18 protein-coding genes are annotated in these 18,678 nt (G+C 70.9%); 9 read left to right on the top strand and 9 right to left on the bottom strand.

Annotated elements, in window-relative coordinates:
- The 9 genes from VH969_RS23150 to VH969_RS23110 form a co-directional block, all read left to right on the top strand.
- Positions 1-607, top strand: a 607-nt coding sequence (locus VH969_RS23150; protein WP_331977627.1) for a glycosyltransferase family protein, incomplete at its 5' end; no start/stop codon positions are given.
- Positions 604-1,251 carry a PIG-L deacetylase family protein gene (locus tag VH969_RS23145; RefSeq protein WP_331977625.1) on the top strand — a complete coding sequence of 216 codons (648 nt, stop codon included), beginning with the start codon at positions 604-606 and terminating at the stop codon, positions 1,249-1,251. The genes VH969_RS23150 and VH969_RS23145, both read left to right, overlap by 4 nt.
- Positions 1,252-1,254: 3 nt before the next feature.
- Positions 1,255-2,277, top strand: coding sequence for an NAD-dependent epimerase/dehydratase family protein (locus tag VH969_RS23140; RefSeq protein ID WP_331977623.1), 1,023 nt, complete (start codon positions 1,255-1,257; stop codon positions 2,275-2,277).
- Positions 2,277-3,536 (top strand): DUF4910 domain-containing protein, encoded by a 1,260-nt coding sequence (locus VH969_RS23135; protein ID WP_331977621.1) that lies wholly within the window; start codon positions 2,277-2,279, stop codon positions 3,534-3,536. The genes VH969_RS23140 and VH969_RS23135 overlap by 1 nt, the downstream gene beginning before the upstream one ends.
- 4 nt (positions 3,537-3,540) lie before the next feature.
- On the top strand, positions 3,541-4,830 hold the full coding sequence (locus tag VH969_RS23130) for an MATE family efflux transporter (protein ID WP_331977619.1): 1,290 nt from the start codon (positions 3,541-3,543) through the stop codon (positions 4,828-4,830).
- On the top strand, positions 4,827-5,705 hold the full coding sequence (locus VH969_RS23125; protein WP_331977617.1) for a glycosyltransferase family 2 protein: 879 nt from the start codon (positions 4,827-4,829) through the stop codon (positions 5,703-5,705). Before VH969_RS23130 ends, VH969_RS23125 begins: the two co-directional genes overlap by 4 nt.
- Positions 5,702-6,913, top strand: a complete 1,212-nt coding sequence (locus VH969_RS23120) for a polysaccharide pyruvyl transferase family protein (RefSeq protein ID WP_331977615.1) — start codon at positions 5,702-5,704, stop codon at positions 6,911-6,913. The genes VH969_RS23125 and VH969_RS23120 overlap by 4 nt, the downstream gene beginning before the upstream one ends.
- A complete protein-coding gene (locus VH969_RS23115; protein WP_331977613.1) occupies positions 6,910-7,455 on the top strand; it encodes a dTDP-4-dehydrorhamnose 3,5-epimerase family protein in 546 nt (181 codons plus the stop codon). Before VH969_RS23120 ends, VH969_RS23115 begins: the two co-directional genes overlap by 4 nt.
- A 5-nt stretch (positions 7,456-7,460) precedes the next feature.
- A complete protein-coding gene (locus VH969_RS23110) occupies positions 7,461-8,765 on the top strand; it encodes a glutamate-1-semialdehyde 2,1-aminomutase (protein WP_331977611.1) in 1,305 nt (434 codons plus the stop codon).
- Here VH969_RS23110 and VH969_RS23105 read toward each other — a convergent pair.
- From VH969_RS23105 to VH969_RS23065, 9 genes are all read right to left on the bottom strand, one after another.
- Positions 8,756-9,424 (bottom strand): phosphatase PAP2 family protein, encoded by a 669-nt coding sequence (locus VH969_RS23105; protein WP_331977609.1) that lies wholly within the window; start codon positions 9,422-9,424, stop codon positions 8,756-8,758. The two genes, VH969_RS23110 and VH969_RS23105, sit on opposite strands and share 10 nt — an antisense overlap.
- Positions 9,425-10,414 carry a GHMP family kinase ATP-binding protein gene (locus VH969_RS23100; RefSeq protein WP_331977607.1) on the bottom strand — a complete coding sequence of 330 codons (990 nt, stop codon included), beginning with the start codon at positions 10,412-10,414 and terminating at the stop codon, positions 9,425-9,427.
- Entirely contained in the window at positions 10,411-11,115 is a 705-nt protein-coding gene (locus tag VH969_RS23095; protein WP_331977605.1) for a nucleotidyltransferase family protein, read from the bottom strand. The genes VH969_RS23100 and VH969_RS23095 overlap by 4 nt, the downstream gene beginning before the upstream one ends.
- Positions 11,112-12,224: an NAD-dependent epimerase/dehydratase family protein gene (locus tag VH969_RS23090; RefSeq protein ID WP_331977603.1), complete on the bottom strand. Its 1,113-nt coding sequence runs from the start codon at positions 12,222-12,224 to the stop codon at positions 11,112-11,114. The genes VH969_RS23095 and VH969_RS23090 overlap by 4 nt, the downstream gene beginning before the upstream one ends.
- Positions 12,221-13,279 carry an acyltransferase family protein gene (locus tag VH969_RS23085; protein WP_331977601.1) on the bottom strand — a complete coding sequence of 353 codons (1,059 nt, stop codon included), beginning with the start codon at positions 13,277-13,279 and terminating at the stop codon, positions 12,221-12,223. Before VH969_RS23085 ends, VH969_RS23090 begins: the two co-directional genes overlap by 4 nt.
- 71 nt (positions 13,280-13,350) lie before the next feature.
- Positions 13,351-14,496, bottom strand: a complete 1,146-nt coding sequence (locus VH969_RS23080) for a glycosyltransferase family 4 protein (protein WP_331977599.1) — start codon at positions 14,494-14,496, stop codon at positions 13,351-13,353.
- 2 nt (positions 14,497-14,498) lie between these two features.
- A complete protein-coding gene (locus VH969_RS23075; RefSeq protein ID WP_331977597.1) occupies positions 14,499-15,689 on the bottom strand; it encodes an HAD-IIIA family hydrolase in 1,191 nt (396 codons plus the stop codon).
- Between the two features lie 124 nt (positions 15,690-15,813).
- Complete coding sequence (locus VH969_RS23070; RefSeq protein ID WP_331977595.1) at positions 15,814-17,106, bottom strand: O-antigen ligase family protein; 1,293 nt, start codon at positions 17,104-17,106, stop codon at positions 15,814-15,816.
- Positions 17,107-17,135: 29 nt separating this feature from the next.
- Positions 17,136-18,677, bottom strand: a complete 1,542-nt coding sequence (locus VH969_RS23065; RefSeq protein ID WP_331977593.1) for a right-handed parallel beta-helix repeat-containing protein — start codon at positions 18,675-18,677, stop codon at positions 17,136-17,138.
- Position 18,678 lies beyond the last annotated feature (1 nt).

Genomic DNA, 18,678 nt, shown 5'->3' with positions numbered 1-18,678 from the left:
CTCCAACGACTTCGTGCTGCGCCAGGGACGTACCGAGCTGCTGTCCACCGACATCGCCGACTGGACGATCACGTTCGCGGAGACCGGCATCGAGTCGCCGATCGGTGAGCGGCTGCGCCGGGTGCGGCACTACCTGGACGGCGACGAGATGTTCCTCGCCAACTACGCGGACGTCCTGACCGACGCCCCGCTGCCCGAGATGATCGACCGGTTCAAGAACGCCGACGTCGGCGCGTCGATGATGGTCGTGCCGCCGCAGTCGTCGTTCCACTGCGTCGAGATGGGCGAGGACAACCGGGTCGGCGCCATCACCGCGGTCAGCGAGATGCCGATGTGGGAGAACGGCGGCTACTTCGTGCTGCGGCAGGAGGTCTTCGACCACATCCCCGAGGGCGGCGACCTCGTCGCCGACGGCTGCGCCGAGCTCGCGAAGCGCGGCCGGCTGCTCGCCTACCCGTACCGCGGCTTCTGGAAGCCGACGGACACGGTCAAGGAGAAGGCCGCGCTCGACACCGGCTACGCCCGCGGCGAGCGGCCGTGGGCCCTGTGGGACGGTGACAGGAAGATCGACCGGGTCATCGACCGGGTGCCGGCGAGGACCGCGTGATCCGTCTGGGTTCGGACCGGATCGAGCGGATCGTCGCGCTCGGTGCGCACTGCGACGACATCGCCATCGGGGCGGGCGGCACGCTGCTCGCGGCGTGCTCGGCCCGCCCGGGCGTGCGCGTCGACGCGCTGGTGCTCTCCGGCGGTGGCACCGAGCGGGAGGACGAGGAACGCGCCGCGCTCGCGGCGTTCTGCCCTGCAGCGGACCTGGACGTGACCGTGCTGAAGCTGCCCGACGGGCGGCTGCCCGCGCACTGGGACGAGGCCAAGAACGCGCTCGAGGACCTGCGCCGGCGTGTCGACCCCGACGTGATCGTGGCGCCGCGCACCGACGACGCGCACCAGGACCACCGCGGGCTGGCGACGCTCGTGCCGACTGCGTTCCGTGATCACCTCGTGCTCGGGTACGAAATCGTCAAATGGGACGGCGACCTCGGCAGGCCCAACACCTACCAGCCGCTTTCTTCGGACATCGCCGAGAAAAAGGTCGCACTCCTGCAACAGCACTACCCCTCGCAGCGACACCGTCCGTGGTACGACCGGGAGGCCTTCCTCGGACTGGCACGGATCCGCGGGATCGAGTGCCAGGCCCGCTACGCGGAGGCCTTCCACGTCGCCAAGCAGATTCTCGACCTGGAGGGTTGAACGATGCGGGTCCTTCTGACGGGGCACAAGGGCTACCTGGGCACGGTGATGGCACCGGTGCTCAGCGCGGCCGGCCACGAGGTCGTCGGCCTCGACTCGGGGCTGTTCGCCGGCTGCGTGCTGGGTGACGCCCCGGCCGACCCGCCGGGGCACGAGGTCGACCTGCGGGACGTCACGCACGCCCATGTGTCCGATGTGGACGCCGTGATCCACCTGGCGGCCCTGTCGAACGACCCGCTCGGCGCGCTCGCCCCGGATCTCACCTACGACATCAACCACCGCGCGGCCGTCCGGCTCGCCCGGCTGGCCCGCGACAGCGGCGTCAAGCGGTTCCTGTACGCGTCGACCTGCTCGGTGTACGGCGCCTCCGGCGGCGGGGGCCTGGTCGACGAGGACGCGCCGCTGCGGCCGGTCACCCCATACGCGGAGTCCAAGGTCCGCGTCGAGGACGACCTGCACGAGCTCGCCGACGGCGACTTCACCCCGGTGTACCTGCGCAACGCCACCGCGTTCGGCTACTCGCCGCGCCTGCGGGCCGACATCGTGCTGAACAACCTGGTCGGCCACGCCTACCTCTCCGGCGAGGTCCTGGTCCTCTCCGACGGCACGCCCTGGCGCCCGCTGGTGCACGCGCGGGACATCGCCCAGGCCTTCCTCGCCGCGCTCACCGCGCCGCGCGAGGCCGTGCACGACGAGGCGTTCAACATCGGCACCGAGCGCAACAACGTCACGGTCGCGGAGATCGCGGCCGAGGTCGTCGAGGCCGTGCCCGGCTCGCGGCTGCGGATCACCGGCGAGGCCGGCAACGACCCGCGCTCCTACCGGGTCGACTTCGCCAAGTTCCGCAAGGCGATCCCCGGCTTCGAGTGCGCCTGGTCGGTCAAGGACGGTGCGATAGAACTGATCGAGGCCTACCAGAAGCACGGACTGACGACGGAGTCGTTCGAGCGCCGGTTCACCCGCCTGGCCTGGTTGAAGGGCCAGTCCGCGGGCGGCGTGGTCGACGAGACCCTGCGGCATCGGTGATGGAGCCCGGTTCCCGGATGCATGCTCTGGTGCGGCGGTTGTACCCGCTGTGCCGGAGCATCACCGGCGACGGCGTCCGCGCGACGCTCGACATCATCGGCGAGCACCTGCCGCTGACCGTGCACGAGGTGCCCACCGGTACCGACGTGCTCGACTGGACCGTGCCGCAGGAGTGGAACATCCGCGACGCGTACATCGCGGACGCCGACGGCAGGCGGGTGGTCGACTTCCGCGAGCATGCGCTGCACGTCGTGGGCTACAGCGTGCCGGTGCACGAGACGATGCCGCTGGCGCAGCTGCGCGAGCACCTGCACACGCTGCCCGGCCAGCCGTCGCTGATCCCGTACCGGACCAGCTACTACGCGCCGCGGTGGGGCTTCTGCCTCGCGCAGCAGACCCTCGACGCGCTGCCGGACGGCGACTACGAGGTGCGGATCGACTCGACCCTCGCCGACGGGCACCTGACCTACGCCGAGCACGTCGTGCCGGGCCAGGTCACCGAGGAGGTGATCGTCTCCTGCCACGTGTGCCACCCGGCGCTCGCCAACGACAACATGGCCGCCGTCGCGGTCGCGGTCGAGCTGGCGCGCTCGCTCGAGAACCCGTACTACACGTACCGGTTCATCTTCGCGCCGGGCACGATCGGTGCGATCACCTGGCTCGCCCGCAACGCCGCGCGCGTGGAGAAGGTCAAGCACGGGATCGTCCTCGCCTGCGCCGGCGACCGCGGTTCCCTCACCTACAAGCAGAGCCGCCGCGGCGACGCGGAGATCGACCGGGTGCTCGCACACGTGCTGCGCGACCGTCCACACGAGATCCGCCGGTTCTCGCCGTACGGCTACGACGAGCGCCAGTACTGCTCACCGGGGTTCAACCTCGGCGTCGGCTGCCTCACCCGCACGCCGTACGCGGAGTACCCCGAGTACCACACCTCCGGCGACGACCCGGACCTCGTCGCGCCGGAGTCCATGGTGGACACCCTCGCCGTGCTGCGCGAGGCGGTCGCCGTGCTGGACGTCAACCGGCACTACGTGAACCTGTCCCCGTACGGCGAGCCGCAGCTGGGCAAGCGCGGCCTGTACGACTCGCTCGGCGGCCGCAGCGACGCCAAGCAGGCCCAGCTCGCGATGCTGTGGGTGCTGAGCCTGTCCGACGGCGAGCACAGCCTGCTGGACATCGCCGAGCGCGCGGACCTGCCGTTCGACTCCGTGGCCGCCGCCGCGAAGGCCCTGGCCGACGCCGGCCTGGTGAAGGAGTAGCTGGATGGCAGGGTTGCGGGGGATGGCTCGCCGGCTCACCTGGGGGCTGGCCGACCAGGCCGTGTCGAGCATGACCAACTTCGCGGTAGGCGTATTCGTCGCCCGCGAGCTGGGTGTCACCGCGTTCGGCATCTTCAGCCTGGCGTGGGTCACCTACGGCGTGGTCATCAACGTCTCCCGCGGCCTCGCGACCGACCCCCTGGTGGTGCGGTTCAGCGGGGTCCGCGAGGCGACCTGGCGGGCGGCGGTCGGCCGGTCGGCGGGCACCGCGTTCGCCGTCGGTCTCGCGTTCGGCGTGGTGAGCCTGTTCGTCGGCATGGCGATCGGCGGCATGCTCGGGTCCGCGTTCGTGGCGCTCGGGATCATCCTGCCGATGCTGCTCACGCAGGACGCCTGGCGGTTCGCCTTCTTCGCCGCCGGGCTGGGCAAACGAGCGTTCCTGAACGACGTGGTCTGGGGCATCGCGCTGGTTCCGGCCATGTTCCTCGCCGCCGAGCAGGGCTCGGTCGTCGCGTTCCTGCTGGCGTGGGGACTGACCGCGGGTGTCGCGGCGATCTACGGCTGCGTCCAGACCGGCACCCTGCCGCGGTGGAGCGGCGTGTCCTCCTGGCTGCGGGACAACCGCGACCTCGGACCGCGCTACCTGGTCGAGAACGTCAGCAACAGCGGCTCCTCGCAGATCCGGATGTACGGCCTGGGCGCCATCGCCGGCGTCGCGTCAGTGGGCACCGTCCGGGGCGCCGAGCTGCTCATGGGCCCGTTCCTGGCCGTCCTCATGGGACTCTCGTTCGTGGCCGTGCCGGAGGCCGCCCGGGTGCTGCGCCGAGACGCCCGCCGGCTGCCGCTGTTCTGCGTGATCCTGGGCGGTGGCCAGGCCGCCGGCACGCTGCTGTGGGGCCTGTCGCTGCTGGTGTTCCTCAACGACCGGCTCGGCACGATGGTGCTCGGCTCGGTCTGGTACACGGCGTCGCTGCTGATCGTCCCCGCGACGCTCGGCGTGACCAACGCCAGCTTCATCACCGGCGCCGGGGCCGGGCTGCGTGCCCTCGGCAACGCCCGCCGGTCCATGCGCTGCCAGCTGATCTCGTCCGCCGCCTATGTCACGGGCGGGCTCGGCGGCGCGTTCCTCGGTGGCGCGGTCGGCTCGGCCTGGGGCGTCGCGGCGGCGACCGCGTTCGGCGCGATCGTGTACTGGCACCAGCTGTTCGCCGGGCTGCGGGCGCACCGGCCCGCCGAGGTCACCATCACCGAACCGGACGTGCACGAATCCCGCGACGAATCGAGGACGACATGACCAGCCCACGGCTGACGATCGGCCTTCCGGTCTACAACGGGGAGAACTACCTCGCGGAGTCGATCGACGCGCTGCTCGCCCAGACCTACACCGACTTCGAGCTCGTCATCTCCGACAACGCGTCGACCGACGGCACGGAGGAGATCTGCCGCAAGTACGCGGCCGGGGACGACCGGATCCGCTACGTCAAGCAGCCGAAGAACATCGGCGCCGCGCCGAACCACAACTTCCTCGTGACGCAGGCCCGCGGCGAGCTGTTCAAGTGGGCGGCGCACGACGACCTGTTCGCACCGAAGCTCGTGGAGAGCTGCATCGAGCTGCTGGACCGCAACCACGACGCGGCCCTCGCGCACGCGTACATGGCGATCGTGGACGAGGACGGCGAGGTCATCGAGACCTACGACTACACGCTGCGCACCGACTCGCCGTCCGCGCCGGTGCGGTTCCGGGACCTTTTGTTCACCGACGGCGGCGACGACTTCTACGGCGTCATCCGCACCGACGTGATGCGCCGCATCGCGCCACACGACAGCTACCACAACGCCGGCCGCAAGCTCGTCGCCGAGATGTCGCTGTACGGCCGGTTCCTGCAGGTGCCCGAGGTGATGTTCTACCGCCGCGAGCACCCCGGCCGCGGGGACCGGCTCGGCTCCGTGCAGGCGGTCTGCCGCAACCTCGACCCGCGCCGTGCCGGCCAGTCGGCCGCCCGGCTGATGAGCGAGTACATGACGAGCTACTTCACCGCCGTCGCCCGCGCGCCGCTGTCCGCGGCCGACCGGCGGCGCTGCTACGCGCTGCTCGCCCGGTGGCTGTCGGACCGGACCCTGGTGCGTTCCGTGCACAAGATCGAGGAAACCGTGCGGCGGGCTTCATGAGCGGACGGCACACGGCCGGGCCACGGGTCGGGCTGTTCGGCATCCTGGGTTCGGGCAACCTGGGCAACGACGGCTGCATGGACGCCATCGTGACGTTCCTGCGTGACCGGTACCCGGACGTGCGGCTCGACTTCATGTGCATGGGCCCGGAGCGGGTGGCCGAGGTCTACGGCGCGCCGTCCACCGCGCTGCAGTGGTACGAGCCACACGCCGGCGACGCGACGGGAGCGCACGCGGCCGCGCTCAAGGTGCTGGGCAAGCTGCTCGACCCGTTCCGGACCTTCCGGTGGGTGCGCGGCCAGGACGTGGTGATCGTGCCCGGCATGGGCGTGCTCGAGGCCACGCTGCCGCTGCGGCCGTGGGCGTTCCCGTACTCGCTGTTCTGGCTGACCGTCTGCGCCCGGCTGACCGGCGCGAAGGTGGCGCTGGTCAGCGTCGGCGCGAACGTGGTGCGCAAGCGGTTCACCCGGTGGTTCATCACGCGGGCCGCGCGGCTCGCGCACTACCGGTCCTACCGGGACGACCAGTCCAGGGACGCCCTGCGCACGATGGGCGTGCCGGTGCGCGGCGACGACGTCTACCCCGACCTGGCGTTCGCGCTGCCGTCCCCCGAGCGCCGGCCGGGCCACGGCGCGGTCGGGGTCGGCGTGATGTCCTACTACGGCGGCAACGACGACCGGGAGCGCGCCGACGAGCTGCACCTGCGGTACCGCACGGCGATCACGGGCTTCGTCCGCCACCTGGTCGACAGTGGACGGCCGGTCCGGCTGCTCAGCGGAGACGTGGCCGACGAGCCGATGGTCGAGCACATCCTCGCCGAGGTGCCGGGCGACGTCGTCGCCGAGCCGCTGACCACGCTGGACGACCTCATGCGCCAGATGTCCCAAGTGGACACCATGGTGGGCACCAGGTACCACAACGTGCTGTGCGGGTTGAAGGTCGGGCTGCCGACGCTGTCGATCGGGTACGCGGCCAAGCAGGACGTGCTGATGGCCGCGATGGGCCTCGGCGACTTCTGCCTGAAGGCCGGCTCGATCGAGCTCGGCGGGCTGCTGGAGCGGTTCGCGGAGCTGGAACGCCGGCACGCCGAGCTGACCGCGACGCTGGCCGAACGCAACCGGGTCACCCGGGAGCGGCTCGAGGACCAGTTCGCCGCGCTGGCCAAGGTGATCAGCTCCGACGAGAAGACGACACGGGAGACGACGTGAAAGCCACACCGGTGCCCGAGATCGTCGGCGCGTTCCTGTTCGAGCCGACCCCGCATGTCGACGCGCGCGGGTTCTTCAGCCGCACCTTCGACGCCGCCGTCGCCCGCTCGGTGTGCATCGACCCGGACGGGTTCGCCCAGGACTCGATCTCCCGGTCGGCGAAGGGCGTCATCCGCGGCATGCACCTGCGGTCCGGCCGCGGCGAGGCGAAGCTGGTGCGCTGCTCCTACGGCCGCGTCTTCGACGTGGTGGTCGACCTGCGGCCGGGCTCGTCGACCTACCGCAACATGCGGTTCTTCGACCTGTCCGGCGACACCCAGGCGACGCTGTACGTGCCGGCCGGCTGCGCGCACGGCTTCCAGGCGCTCACCGACCCCGCGGACGTGTCCTACCGCATCGACCGCCCGCACGACCCGTCCGAAGACGTGTCCATCGCCTTCGACGACCCGGAGCTGGCCATCCCGTGGCCGCTCCCGGTCGCGCTCGTGTCGGACCGCGACCGGCAGGCACCGCCGCTCGCGCAGGCCCTGGAAAGGGTGTGAGGGAGATGGACTTCACCCGCTCACGCGAGGCGAACAAGCGGCTGCACGACCTGGTGCCCGGCGGCGCGCACACCTACGCCAAGGGCGAGGACCAGTACCCCGAGGGCATGGCCCCGGTGATCTCCCACGGGCGCGGTGCGCACGTGTGGGACGTGGACGGCAACGAGTTCATCGAGTACGGCTCCGGCCTGCGCGCGGTCAGCCTGGGGCACGCGCACCCGCGGGTGACCCAGGCCGTGCGCGCGCAGCTCGACCTCGGCAGCAACTTCGTGCGGCCGGCCGCGATCGAGCTGGACGCGGCGGCGAAGTTCCTCGCCACGGTGCCGACCGCGGAGATGGTCAAGTTCGCCAAGAACGGCTCGGACGTGACCACCGCCGCGGTGCGGCTCGCCCGGGCCGCGACCGGCCGGCCGCTGGTGGCCCTGTGCAAGGACCAGCCGTTCTTCTCCACCGACGACTGGTTCATCGGCACCACGGGCATGCCCGCCGGCGTCCCGTCCGCCACGACCGACCTCACCGTGCGGTTCCCGTACGGCGACGTCGACGCGGTCGCCCAGGTTGTCGCGGGCGGCCAGGTGGCGTGCGTGATCCTCGAGGCGGCCACGCAGACCGACCCGCCGCCTGGGTACCTGCAGCGGGTGCGCGAGCTGTGCACCCGGCACGGCGTGGTGCTGATCTTCGACGAGATGATCACCGGGTTCCGCTGGTCCGAGGCGGGCGCGCAGGGCTTCTACGGGGTGACCCCGGACCTGTCGACGTTCGGCAAGGCGCTCGGCAACGGGTTCGCCGTGTCCGCGCTCGCGGGCCGGCGCGACCTGATGGAGCTCGGCGGGCTGCGCGACACCCGGGAGCGGGTGTTCCTGCTGTCCACCACGCACGGCGCCGAGACCCACGCGCTCGCCGCCGCGATGGCGGTGCTGGACACCTACGTCGAGGAGGGCATAGCCGACAGGCTGCACGCGATCGGCGCCCGGCTCGCGGCCGGCGTGCGTGCGGTGGCCGCGGACGCGGGCGTGGCCGACCACGTGGTCGTCCGGGGCCGCGACTCGAACCTGGTGTTCGCCACGCTCGATCCCGCCGGCAAGCCGTCCCAGGAGTACCGGACGCTGTTCCTGCGCCGGCTCATCGCGGGCGGCGTCGTCGGCCCGTCGTTCGTCGTGAGCGCCGCGCTGACGGACGCGGACGTCGACCGGACCATCGAGGTGGTGGCCGGGGCGTGCGAGGTCTACCGGGCGGCGCTGGACGCGGGCGACCCCACACCGTGGCTGGGCGGGCGGCCCGTCAAGCCGGTGTTCCGGCGCTATGCCTGACGTGCCTGCCGGACGCTCCACCAGGCGGCCGTGCGGTCGATGAGCCACGCGGTCGCCGGGACCACGGCGAGCGCGGTGCACCAGCCGCCGACCGTGTCCGTCGCGTAGTGCGCGGTCAGGCCGGCCTGCGCCCACGCGGCGAGGAGCCCCACCGCGAACGCCACGCCGTAGAGGAGTGCGAGCGCGGCGCCGGTGCTCAGCCGGTGCCAGAAGAGCATCACCGCGATCATGGCGAGCGCGGTGGCCGACGCGGTGTGCCCGCTCGGGTAGGACAGGTACACCTCGTGGATCGTGCGGCCGACGAGTGGCTTGAACGTGCTCGTCACCGTGATCGTGAGGCCCGTGCCGAGCACGGCCAGGGCGGCCACGCGCGGGCGGTGCCGCAGCAGCGACAGCACGACGAGCAGCACGATCAGCGACACCAGCCCCACCGGCTCGCCCGCGAAGTCCACGATCTTTCCGAACGGCTCGGTGGCCAGCACCATGCGTTCGAGCCGCGGGTCGAGCCGGCGGTCGAGCGCGGTACCGGAGTGGTCGTCGAACAGGAGCACCGCGAGCACGATCACGACCAGCGCCGCCGGCACGCCCACGAACGCGAGCGGCCGGCGCACGGCCGGCGGAAGGATCGGCTGTGCCTCCGGCGCGATCGTTCGGTTCACTCAGCTCCAGATGTCGCGATGGACGTTGAACATCACGCGGGAACCGACCGGCTCGAGCTTGATCGGCAGCTCTTTCATACCCGAGAGCTTCTCCCGCACCACCCGCTGGTTCTCGACCGGGCAGGTCACGAGCAGGAACCCGCCGCCGCCCGCACCGGTGACCTTCGCGCCGCTCGCGCCGGCGGCCAGGGCCGCCTCGACGGCCTCGTCGATCTGCCCGTTCGACACCCCGGACGCGAGCGCCCGCTTGGCCTGCCAGCTCTTCGCGAGCGCCGTGCCGAGCGCGCTCACGTCGCCGGCCCGCAGCCCGCCGGCCGCTTCGCCCGCGAGGTCGCGCAGCTGGTGCAGCTGCGGCAGCTTGTCGGCGATGTTCGCGTTCTGCTCGGAGAGGATCGTGTCGGCGCTTCGGGTGATGCCGGTGTAGAAGAGCAGCAGCTCCTCCTGCACCTGGCGGCGGTCGCCGGGGCTCAGCGCGACCTGGTCCACCACGACGCGGTCGCCCGGACCGAACCGGATGTCGCAGATCCCGCCGAACGCGGCCGCGTACTGGTCCTGCTTGCCGATGGGCTTGCGGCAGCGGTCGATCTCGATCGCGCACGCCCGTTCGGCGAGGTCCTCGGCGCAGACCTGCTTGCCCTGGTAGGCGAACAGCGCGTGCAGCAGGCCGACGGTCACCGACGACGACGAGCCCAGGCCCGAGCCCGCCGACGGGATGTCGGCGAGCGTGGTGATCTCCACGCCGCCGCGGACGCCGGCCATGTGCAGCGCCTCGCGGACGAGCTCGTGTTCGAGGTCCTCGACGCGCGACACGATCTCCTTTTTGGAGTAGTTCACGTAGATGTCGTTGTCGAAGCGCTGCTTGACCACGACGTAGACGTACTTGTCGATGGCCGCGTTGAGCACCCGGCCGCCGTGCTCGCGGTAGTAGGCGGGGAGGTCCGTCCCGCCGCCGACGAGCCCGACGCGCAGCGGGGTCTGCGTGATGATCATGATGCCGCCTTCGGGTGCCACTCGTCCCGGGCGCGGGCCAGCGCGGCCGGGGTGCCGATGTCGATGAAGTACGCGTCGCCCAAGTCGACCGTGTGCGCGCGCCCGACCAGCCGCGGCAGCAGGTCGAAGCCGAGGTCGCGGGGCAGGGGCTCGGGGACGAGGTCCAGCACCGCGGGAGAGAACGCGTACACGCCGGCGTTCGCGAGGTCGCCCGGCGGGTCCGCGGGCTTCTCCACGAAACCGGTCATCCGCCCGTCCGCCGCCACCTCGACGATGCCGCACGCGCGGGGGTCGGGCGCATGGAACAGCGTCAGGGTGGCGATCGGGTCGAGCGCGCGGTGCTCCTTGACGAGCAGGTCGAGGTCGAAGTCGGTGAGGTTGTCGGCGTTCACCGCGAGGAACATCTCCTCGCCGTCGACGAAGTCGCGGTTCGCGAGAAGCGTCCCGGCGCTACCCAGCAACGCGGGCTCGTGGGCGAGTCGCACCGCGGGGCCGCTCGCCCGCGCGGCCACGTGCTCGCGTACCAGGACCGCGAGGTGGTGGGTGTTCAGCAGGACCTCGGTCACGCCCGCGGCGGCGAGCGCGTCCAGCCAGATGTCGAGCAGCGTCCGGTCGCCGACGCGCAGCAGGCACTTCGGCGTGCTGTCGGTGATCGGCCGCAGGCGGGTCCCGAGGCCGGCCGCGAGCAGGAAGGCCTTCACGCGCCCGCCTTGCGAACCACGCCGAGCGCGCGCATCTTGGCGTCCGCGGCGGCCAGGATCTCGTCCAGACCGTCCATTCCGGACAGCCAGGCGGCGTACTCGGCGACCGAGTCGGCGGGGGTGCGCCGCGGCGTCCAGCCGAGCTGCTTGATCGCGTCGATGTCGGACAGGATGTGCCGGGTGTCGCCGAAGCGGTACTCGCCGCTGACCACGCCGGGCTTGTCCGAGCCGTACTGGTGCCGCACGACCTCCGCGAACTCCCGCGTGGTGTACGGGGTGCCGCCGCCGACGTTGAACACCTGGCCGTCCGCGCGGTCGTCGGTCAGCACGAGCACGTTCGCGTCGACGACGTCGTGGATGTTGACGTAGTCGCGGACGGCCTCGCCGTCCTCGTACAGCGTCGGCGCGCCGCCGAGCAGGTAGTGCAGGTTGAAGATGCGGCACGCCCCGGAGTAGGCGTTGTAGACCGACTGCCGCGGGCCCTGCACGATGCTGTACCGCAGCGCGGTGGTCGGGATTCCGTAGCGGCGGCCGAGGTTGACGGCCACCAGCTCCTCGCCGTACTTCGACATGCCGTAGGCGTTCTGCGGGTTGTGGATCCGCTCGGGCGTGGGCAGCATCTCGAGCGGTCCGCCGCACACCCGGCAGCGAATGTCCCATTCGGACCGGGCGAGCTGTGCCTCGGGGCGCATGTCCGGCGTCTGCTCGCCGTGCCCGGGGCACCGGTACAGCCCCTCGCCCAGCGCGGCCTGCGAGGAGGCGACCACGACCCGCATCATCTCGAGCCGCTCGGCGACGATGGTCTCGTAGACGAGCGCGGTCGAGGTGATGTTGACGTCGGTGAACGTCGAGAAGTCGGTCAGGTAGTCCTGGTAAGCGGCGAAGTGGTAGACGGCGTCCGTCCGGCGCAGCAGGTTCGCGAGCAGGTCGCGGTTGCGCACGTCGCCGACGTAGAGCTCCGCGCCCGGGGTGAGGTAGTTCGGCTTCCGGCCGCGGTGTACGGGCGCGGTGAGCGCGTCGAGCACGGTGACCTCGTGCCCGAGCGACACCAGCCGGTCGGCGGTGTGGGAGCCGATGAACCCGGCACCCCCGGTGACCAGAATCCTCATTGACGGACCTCCCCATCCGTTCGGGCAGCCTTGGGACGCGGCGCGAGCAGGCGGCGCAACCGCCGCCGCCACGGACGTTCGACGAGGTGGTAGAGCAGGATCGCCGCGCCGAAGGTCAGGACGATGTAGGTCGCGACGAGCAGGCCGGCCGGGATGGTGTCGAGCACGCCCGCCCTCTCGGCGGCGGCGCGGACGACGACGCGGACGACCCAGTGGATCATGTACACCGCGTACGAGACCTCGCCCAGGTAGACCATCCACCGCAGCGCGAAGAACCGGCACAGCCAGTCCCGCTCCGAGGACAGCACCAGGATCAGCCCGGCGAACAGCAGGATCCCGATCTCCAGGTGGGCGTTGCCGAGCACGGCCCAGACGACCACGAGCGCGAGGACCACCGTGCCGAGCATCGGCAGCTTCGCGAGCCGCTGGGCGTGCCGGGACACCTGGTAGGTCGCCATACCCACGAGGAAGCCGGCCATGACCCGGATGGGCACGTTGTCATCCGTCAGGTGCCATAGCAAGGCGAGGCCCGCGCCCAGGAGGGTGAAGACGAGGGGAGCGAAGCGCCGCAGGCGGATGATCGCCAGGCACAGCAACGGGAACAGCAGGTAGGCGAGCCACTCGGCGGAGATCGACCAGGCCGGGACGTTCGGGGTCGTCGTCGTGCCCGAACCCCACCAGGCGTGCGTCATCGTGAGCGTGGACAGGAACGTCCCGACGCTGTAGCGGCCCGAGTCCTGTGCCGTCGACGAGCCGGTGAGGATCGACTGGCCGAAGAACAGCACCACCATGATCGCGAACGTGACGATGTGCACCGGGTAGAGGCGGGCGAACCGGTAGCCGATGAACGACTGGAACTTCGGCCGGGTCATCCCGCCCGCGAACTGTGCGAAGTAGACGTGACAGAGGATGAAGCCGCTCAGCACGAAGAACAGGTCCACCGCGTACTGCCCGGAAAGGACGAACCGGTCGATCAGCGGGATCGGCCAGGTCCGGTGCTCGGAGACCGAGCGGAAGTGCAGGAGCATCACCCAGACCGCGGCGAAGATACGCACACCCGTCAGGCTGTCCAGCCGGGTGCGATCGGGTGCCGGGGCGACGGGCTTCGTCCTGCGGAGCAGCATGGTCAGCGGTTCCGGGTCCGCTGGTAGACCTCGCGGTAGACCTCGAGCGTCTGCTCCGCGGTGGCGGCCCAGGTGAACTCCGCGGCCCGCAAGGGGCCCTTCTCCCGCAGGCGCGCGCCCGCGCCGCCGCAGGCGTCGACGATCTTGTCCGCGATCGACTCCGGGTCCATCGGGTCGGCGAGCAGTGCCGCGCCGCCCGCGGTCTCCGGCATGGCGCTGGTGTCGGAGGTGACCACCGGGCAGCCGCAGGCCATCGCCTCGAGCAGCGGCAGGCCGAACGTCTCGTTCAGCGACGGGTACACGAACACGTCCGCGCAGCGGTAGAAGTGCACGGTCTCCTCGAGCGGCACGCCGCCCACCCACAGGACGTCGTCGGCGACACCGAGCTCGGCGGCCAGCGCGCGCAGCTCCCCCGCGTGCGCGCCGTCGCGGCCGGGCCCGACGATCACGAGCTGCCGGTCGCCGAGCTCCCCGCGTGCCGCGGCGAACGCCCGGATGAGCCCGGCGCCGTTCTTGTACGGCCACAGCGAGGAGATGAACAGCACGAACGGCTTCGTGACGCCGTAGGAGGCGCGAACCCGCTCCCACGCCTCGTCGCGGTCGCCCGGGCGGAACAGGTCGTGGTCGACCGCCTCCGGGATCAGCCGCAGCTTCGCCGGGTCCACGTCGAGGTAGTGCTGCACCTCGGCACGCAGGCTCTCGGAGTTGATGATGATCGCGTCCGCGGTGCGGGCCGTGCGCGGGTAGCTCGCCCGCCGGTAGGCCCGCACGAGCGGGTGGATCGAGGCCGGCTGGGTGTAGGCGTGCAGGGTCTTGAAATGCGCCACCAGCCCCGGCGCGGAGCGCACGGCCGGCGCCAGGAGCGTGTTGAGCACGTCGATCTTCGCCGCGCGCAGCCGCACCGGCGAGTACGCGTGCTCGGAGAGCGTGCGCAGGTGGCGCCGTTCGTTCGACCACGGGTAGGTGATGTAGTGGACGTTCTGCCCGTATCCCACGTGCATCGGCCGCGACTTCGGGCTCACGAGAAGGTGGAACTCCTCGCCGTCGACGAGCCGCTCGGCCATCAGCGGGATGATCCTCGTCCAGAACCAGTGCGCGCCGGACGGGTTGGCCGGGTCGTCGGTCAGCAGGTTGATGGCGACGCGCATGCTCAGAACACCTGCCCGGCGACGGCGTCCGCGGACAGCTGGGACTGCCGCACGTACTGGGCGAGCAGGTGCATCAGCGCCTGGTGGGCGTCCTCGATGATCCCGTAGTTGCGGGAGTCGACGTGGATCGGGACGTTCGCGCGCGCCCGGGTGTCGCCGCCCTCGAAACCGGTCAGCGCGATCGTGCGCATCCCGTTGGCGTTCGCCCAGTCCACCGCGCGGACGATGTTCGGCGAGCGGCCGGACGAGGACACCGCGATCAGCACGTCGCCGGGCCGGGCGATCGACTCCAGCTGGTAGGAGAAGACGTGCTCGTAGCCGATGTCGTTGGCGATGGCGCTGAACAGCTCCATGTTGGTCGACAGGCTCTGCACGCGGGCGAGCAGGCCGGTGCCGTTGCGCACGCCCTTCACGTGGTCGCACTGCAGGTGGTTGGCGATCGAGGCGGAACCGCCGTTGCCGCAGGCGAACACCGCGCCGTCGCGCAGGTAGGCGTCGGTGAGCAGCTCCGCCGCCGCGTGGACCCGGCTGAGGTCGACGGTGTCGAACGCGCGGGAGAGCTCGGCGACGTACGCGCCACCGTAGGAGTCCGCGCGGTCGAACTGCCGCGCCGGGAACTTGGGCGGCTCGATGTGTTGCCGGGCGCCGTTTTCCCGGCGGACGGACAGGACGTGCGCCACGGCCGCCGCGAGGTCGGGGAAGCGCGGTACGTCCGGTTCGGTCGTCCCGCCGGGGCCGAGGAACAACGGCGTGGCACCGACGGCCCGCGCGAGCCCGATGTCGGAGTCGCGGTCACCGATGACCCACGACGCGGCGAGGTCGAGGTCGAGCGCGTCGGCGGCGGCGAGTGCCATGCCGGGGGCCGGCTTGCGGTCCCAGCTCGCCCGCGCGAACGACGCGACGCTGCCATCCGGGTGGTACGGGCAGAACAGCCACAGATCCACGTGCGCGCCGCGGTTCGCGAGCTCGGCGATCATGTGCTTGTGCACCTGCTCGACGTCCTCGATGGCGTAGTGCCCCCGTGCCACGCCGGCCTGGTTGGTCACCACCGCGACGGGGATGCCGGCCCGGTTGAGCGACCCGATCGCCTCGATGGCGCCGTCGATGAACTCGACCCGGTCCACCGACCCGACGTAGCCGCTGTCGACGATGATCGTGCCGTCCCGATCCAGCAGTACCCCTGCCTGGCTCATCGTGTGACCGCCTTTCGAATCCTGCTTCGCGACCGGCCTGTCACTGTCAAGCCACGCGGTATGCGTCCCCACCAGACGGTCGCGACATGCGGGGACGCCGTTACGTCGAACCGTGCATACGCCGTCATTTCGTGGTCCTTTGTGGATGGTTAACCGCCCCGTCGGCGACCCGGTTGGCCGCCGACAGCAAGGCCGCGGCCAGCGTGAGGTTCAGCAGCATCGGTGACGCGTCCGCGAGGCTGGCCTCGGTGTACGACGCCGCGATCGCGTATACGACCAGGAAGAGCGCGCACGCGCGCGCCGGCGACGGCGGCCGCGCCACCGCGACGCCGAGCAGCACGGCGAGGAACAGCGCGACCAGCGTCACACCGACGAGGCCCTGTTCCTGGTATGCGGCGAACCAGCTGTTGTCGATCGGCAGGCCGTTGAAGGACTTGTTCGACAGGCCCGAGCCGAACACCTGCTCGAGCCAGGTCCGCGGGGCTGCCAGCAGGCTGTCCCAGACCTTCGCGCGGCCGGTGAACGTGCTCAGGTTCTGCTGGTCCTGCCCGCGAAGCATCCAGACCTGGATGGCCGGGCCGAGCACGACGGCGAGCACCCCGCCGCCGAGGATGGCCGCGCCGACCGCCCGGCGGGCACGTGCGTTGGTGAACGACATCGACAGCACGGCCACCGCGAGCCCGGCGACCAGGCCGATGATCGCGGTCCGGGTGTGGCTCAGCAGCAGCAGGCCGAACGGCACGAGTGCGAACACCACCGCGCTGCGCCGGTTCACCATTCGCGCGAGCCAGAGCAGGAACGTGAGCCCCGCGATGGTGGCCGAGTACTGGCCCACCTGCGGGGCGGTCAGCGGCCAGATCACGCCCACCAGCCGGCCGCTGTCGATGGCCGGCATCGCCAGGCCCGGCGCGATGACGAGGCCGAGGACGACGGTGGCGAGCACCGCACCGACCAGCCTGATGTGCGTGCGCACCAGCGACAGCGCGTTGTTCCACCAGGGGGTGAGCAGCCAGAGCGTGCTGATGAACAGCGCGAACCGCAGGCAGCGCACGATCGAGCCCAGCCCGGACTCCAGCGTCGCGGAGCCGGGCAGGCTCGCCACCAGCAGGAGGGTCAGGAGCAGCAGGTAGGCACTCGGCCGGATCTGGAGCCGGCGGTTGACCACCATCGCGAGCAGGAACGCGACGCCGACCGTGCCGATCGTGATCAGCTGCATGAGCGGCCGCGGAATCGCGACGATCGTCTGCACCGGCTGGGTGCCGAGCGTGTCGACGATCAGCAGCGCCCAGACCACCGTGACGAGCCGCGGGATGGACCGTCGCGGTTCGAGGAACGGTTCACCGGCCGCATGGTCGGGCATGAGGCCCAGGCGATCGTCACGTGTGCTCTGCCGTGGCCGCGCGCCGGTCTCGTTCATGCCTGCTCCTCTCTGCCCGCCGGGTCGGCTCAGTTGCCGCTGTCGGTGAACTCGCTGCCGCCGTCCTGGTTGTACGGGTCGGACTGCCAGCCGGTCTCGTCGACAACCGTGCTGGCGTCGAACACGACGAACCGCCACGGCCCGATGTACTGGTTGTCGTGCCACGCGTTGCCCTGGTGGAAGGTGATCGCCTGCTGCACCGTGTCGTCCTTGTACGGCGACCAGTCGGGGACGGTGCCCGAGTTCGACAGCACGGCCATCCGCGCGCACAGCGTGCTGCAGCGCACGACGTTGGCGTCGACCGCGAACCGGTTGCCATGGATGTCGACGCGCTGGGTCTTCCACCGGCAGTCGTCGAGCAGCGGCTTGTGGGCGATCGCGGGCGCGGCACACTTCGACAGGGTCGGCTGGACCAGCGTGCAGTAGCCGGTCGAGGAGTTCGCGGCACTGTTGCAGAACCGGTCGGCGTTCTCCCAGAGGGTGATGCCGGACCAGTTGTCCACCATGTCGTTGCCGTAGATCTCGATCTTGTTCGTGCGCGCGTGGACCCGCGGCTCGCCGCCCGACTCGGAGATGTAGATGGTCGGTGCCGGGAAGGTGTCGCCGCGCGAGGCGAAGTTGCGGCCCTCCACCCAGTTGTTCCGGCGGATCATGTTGTACCGGATGATCGCGTTGTAGCTGGTCTCGTAGATGACGGCGGGGCCGTCGTTCTCCTCGATCAGGTTCTTCTCGAACACGAAGTCGTTGTTGTTGGTGTCCGCCCACAACCCGCCGCCGCGGTTGTCGTGCACCCAGTTGCCCCTGATCGTGGCGCCGTCCACGGCCCAGAACTTGGCGCCCCCGGAGCAACCACATCCCTCTACTTTGGATTCCCAGTCGTCGGTGTTGTTGCCGGTGATCTCGTTGCCCTCGAGCAGGATGTCCTCGACGTTGCCGTTGACCGTGACCGCGTTCAGTCCGTACTGACCGTTGTCCCGCAGGCAGTTGCGGCGTACCTCGTCACGGGTGCCGACCATCAGGCCGGCCCCGGCGTTCTTCTCGATCGTGTTGTCCTCGATGACCCAGTGGTGGCCGGAGTCGTGGTTGACGACGCCCTCGTTGGCCGGCGCGACGAAGCCGGTCACGGTGAGGTGCTTGATCGTCACGTTGCTCGCGGTGAACACGAACGCGTACCGGTTCTTGCCGCGGCCGTCGAGGACCGCCCCGGGCGCGCCGATGTAGGTGTCACCCTTCTTGGGGGACACCGAGTTGTACTCGTTGGTGCCGAGCGTGTGCCTGCCGGGCGCCAGCCAGAACGTGGTGCCCGGGGGGTTCGACTGGGTCTTGTCGGCGAGGTCCTGGTCGACCGCGGGGTCGATCTCGACCGCATCCTCCGGGGCACCCTTCGGGCCCGGCTTGGTGTGGCCGCACACCGCGGCCACCTTGCCGGCCGGCGCGGCGCGGTAGGCGTCCGGACTGTTTGCGCCTGTCGCCGCCTCCTCGGCGGGGGACGCGGTGCACGCGAACAGCAGGGGCGACAGTGCACACAGCACCACCAGGCGGGCGGCGCGGGTCCACGGCCGAGTGTTCACA

The sequence above is a fragment of the Actinophytocola sp. genome, from assembly GCF_036555685.1.
Classification (GTDB): Bacteria; Actinomycetota; Actinomycetes; order Mycobacteriales; family Pseudonocardiaceae; genus Actinophytocola.
This window is presented reverse-complemented; position numbering and strand designations above follow the sequence as displayed.

Excerpts from the sequence above, each read along its gene's own strand:
- VH969_RS23135 (WP_331977621.1), top strand. The coding sequence starts at position 2,277 with ATGGAGCCCGGTTCCCGGATGCATGCTCTGGTGCGGCGGTTGTACCCG.
- VH969_RS23125 (WP_331977617.1), top strand. The coding sequence starts at position 4,827 with ATGACCAGCCCACGGCTGACGATCGGCCTTCCGGTCTACAACGGGGAG.
- VH969_RS23075 (WP_331977597.1), bottom strand. The coding sequence starts at position 15,689 with ATGAGCCAGGCAGGGGTACTGCTGGATCGGGACGGCACGATCATCGTC.
- VH969_RS23070 (WP_331977595.1), bottom strand. The coding sequence starts at position 17,106 with ATGAACGAGACCGGCGCGCGGCCACGGCAGAGCACACGTGACGATCGC.
- VH969_RS23080 (WP_331977599.1), bottom strand. The coding sequence starts at position 14,496 with ATGCGCGTCGCCATCAACCTGCTGACCGACGACCCGGCCAACCCGTCC.
- VH969_RS23130 (WP_331977619.1), top strand. The coding sequence starts at position 3,541 with ATGGCAGGGTTGCGGGGGATGGCTCGCCGGCTCACCTGGGGGCTGGCC.
- VH969_RS23140 (WP_331977623.1), top strand. The coding sequence starts at position 1,255 with ATGCGGGTCCTTCTGACGGGGCACAAGGGCTACCTGGGCACGGTGATG.
- VH969_RS23120 (WP_331977615.1), top strand. The coding sequence starts at position 5,702 with ATGAGCGGACGGCACACGGCCGGGCCACGGGTCGGGCTGTTCGGCATC.
- VH969_RS23100 (WP_331977607.1), bottom strand. The coding sequence starts at position 10,414 with ATGATCATCACGCAGACCCCGCTGCGCGTCGGGCTCGTCGGCGGCGGG.
- VH969_RS23110 (WP_331977611.1), top strand. The coding sequence starts at position 7,461 with ATGGACTTCACCCGCTCACGCGAGGCGAACAAGCGGCTGCACGACCTG.
- VH969_RS23090 (WP_331977603.1), bottom strand. The coding sequence starts at position 12,224 with ATGAGGATTCTGGTCACCGGGGGTGCCGGGTTCATCGGCTCCCACACC.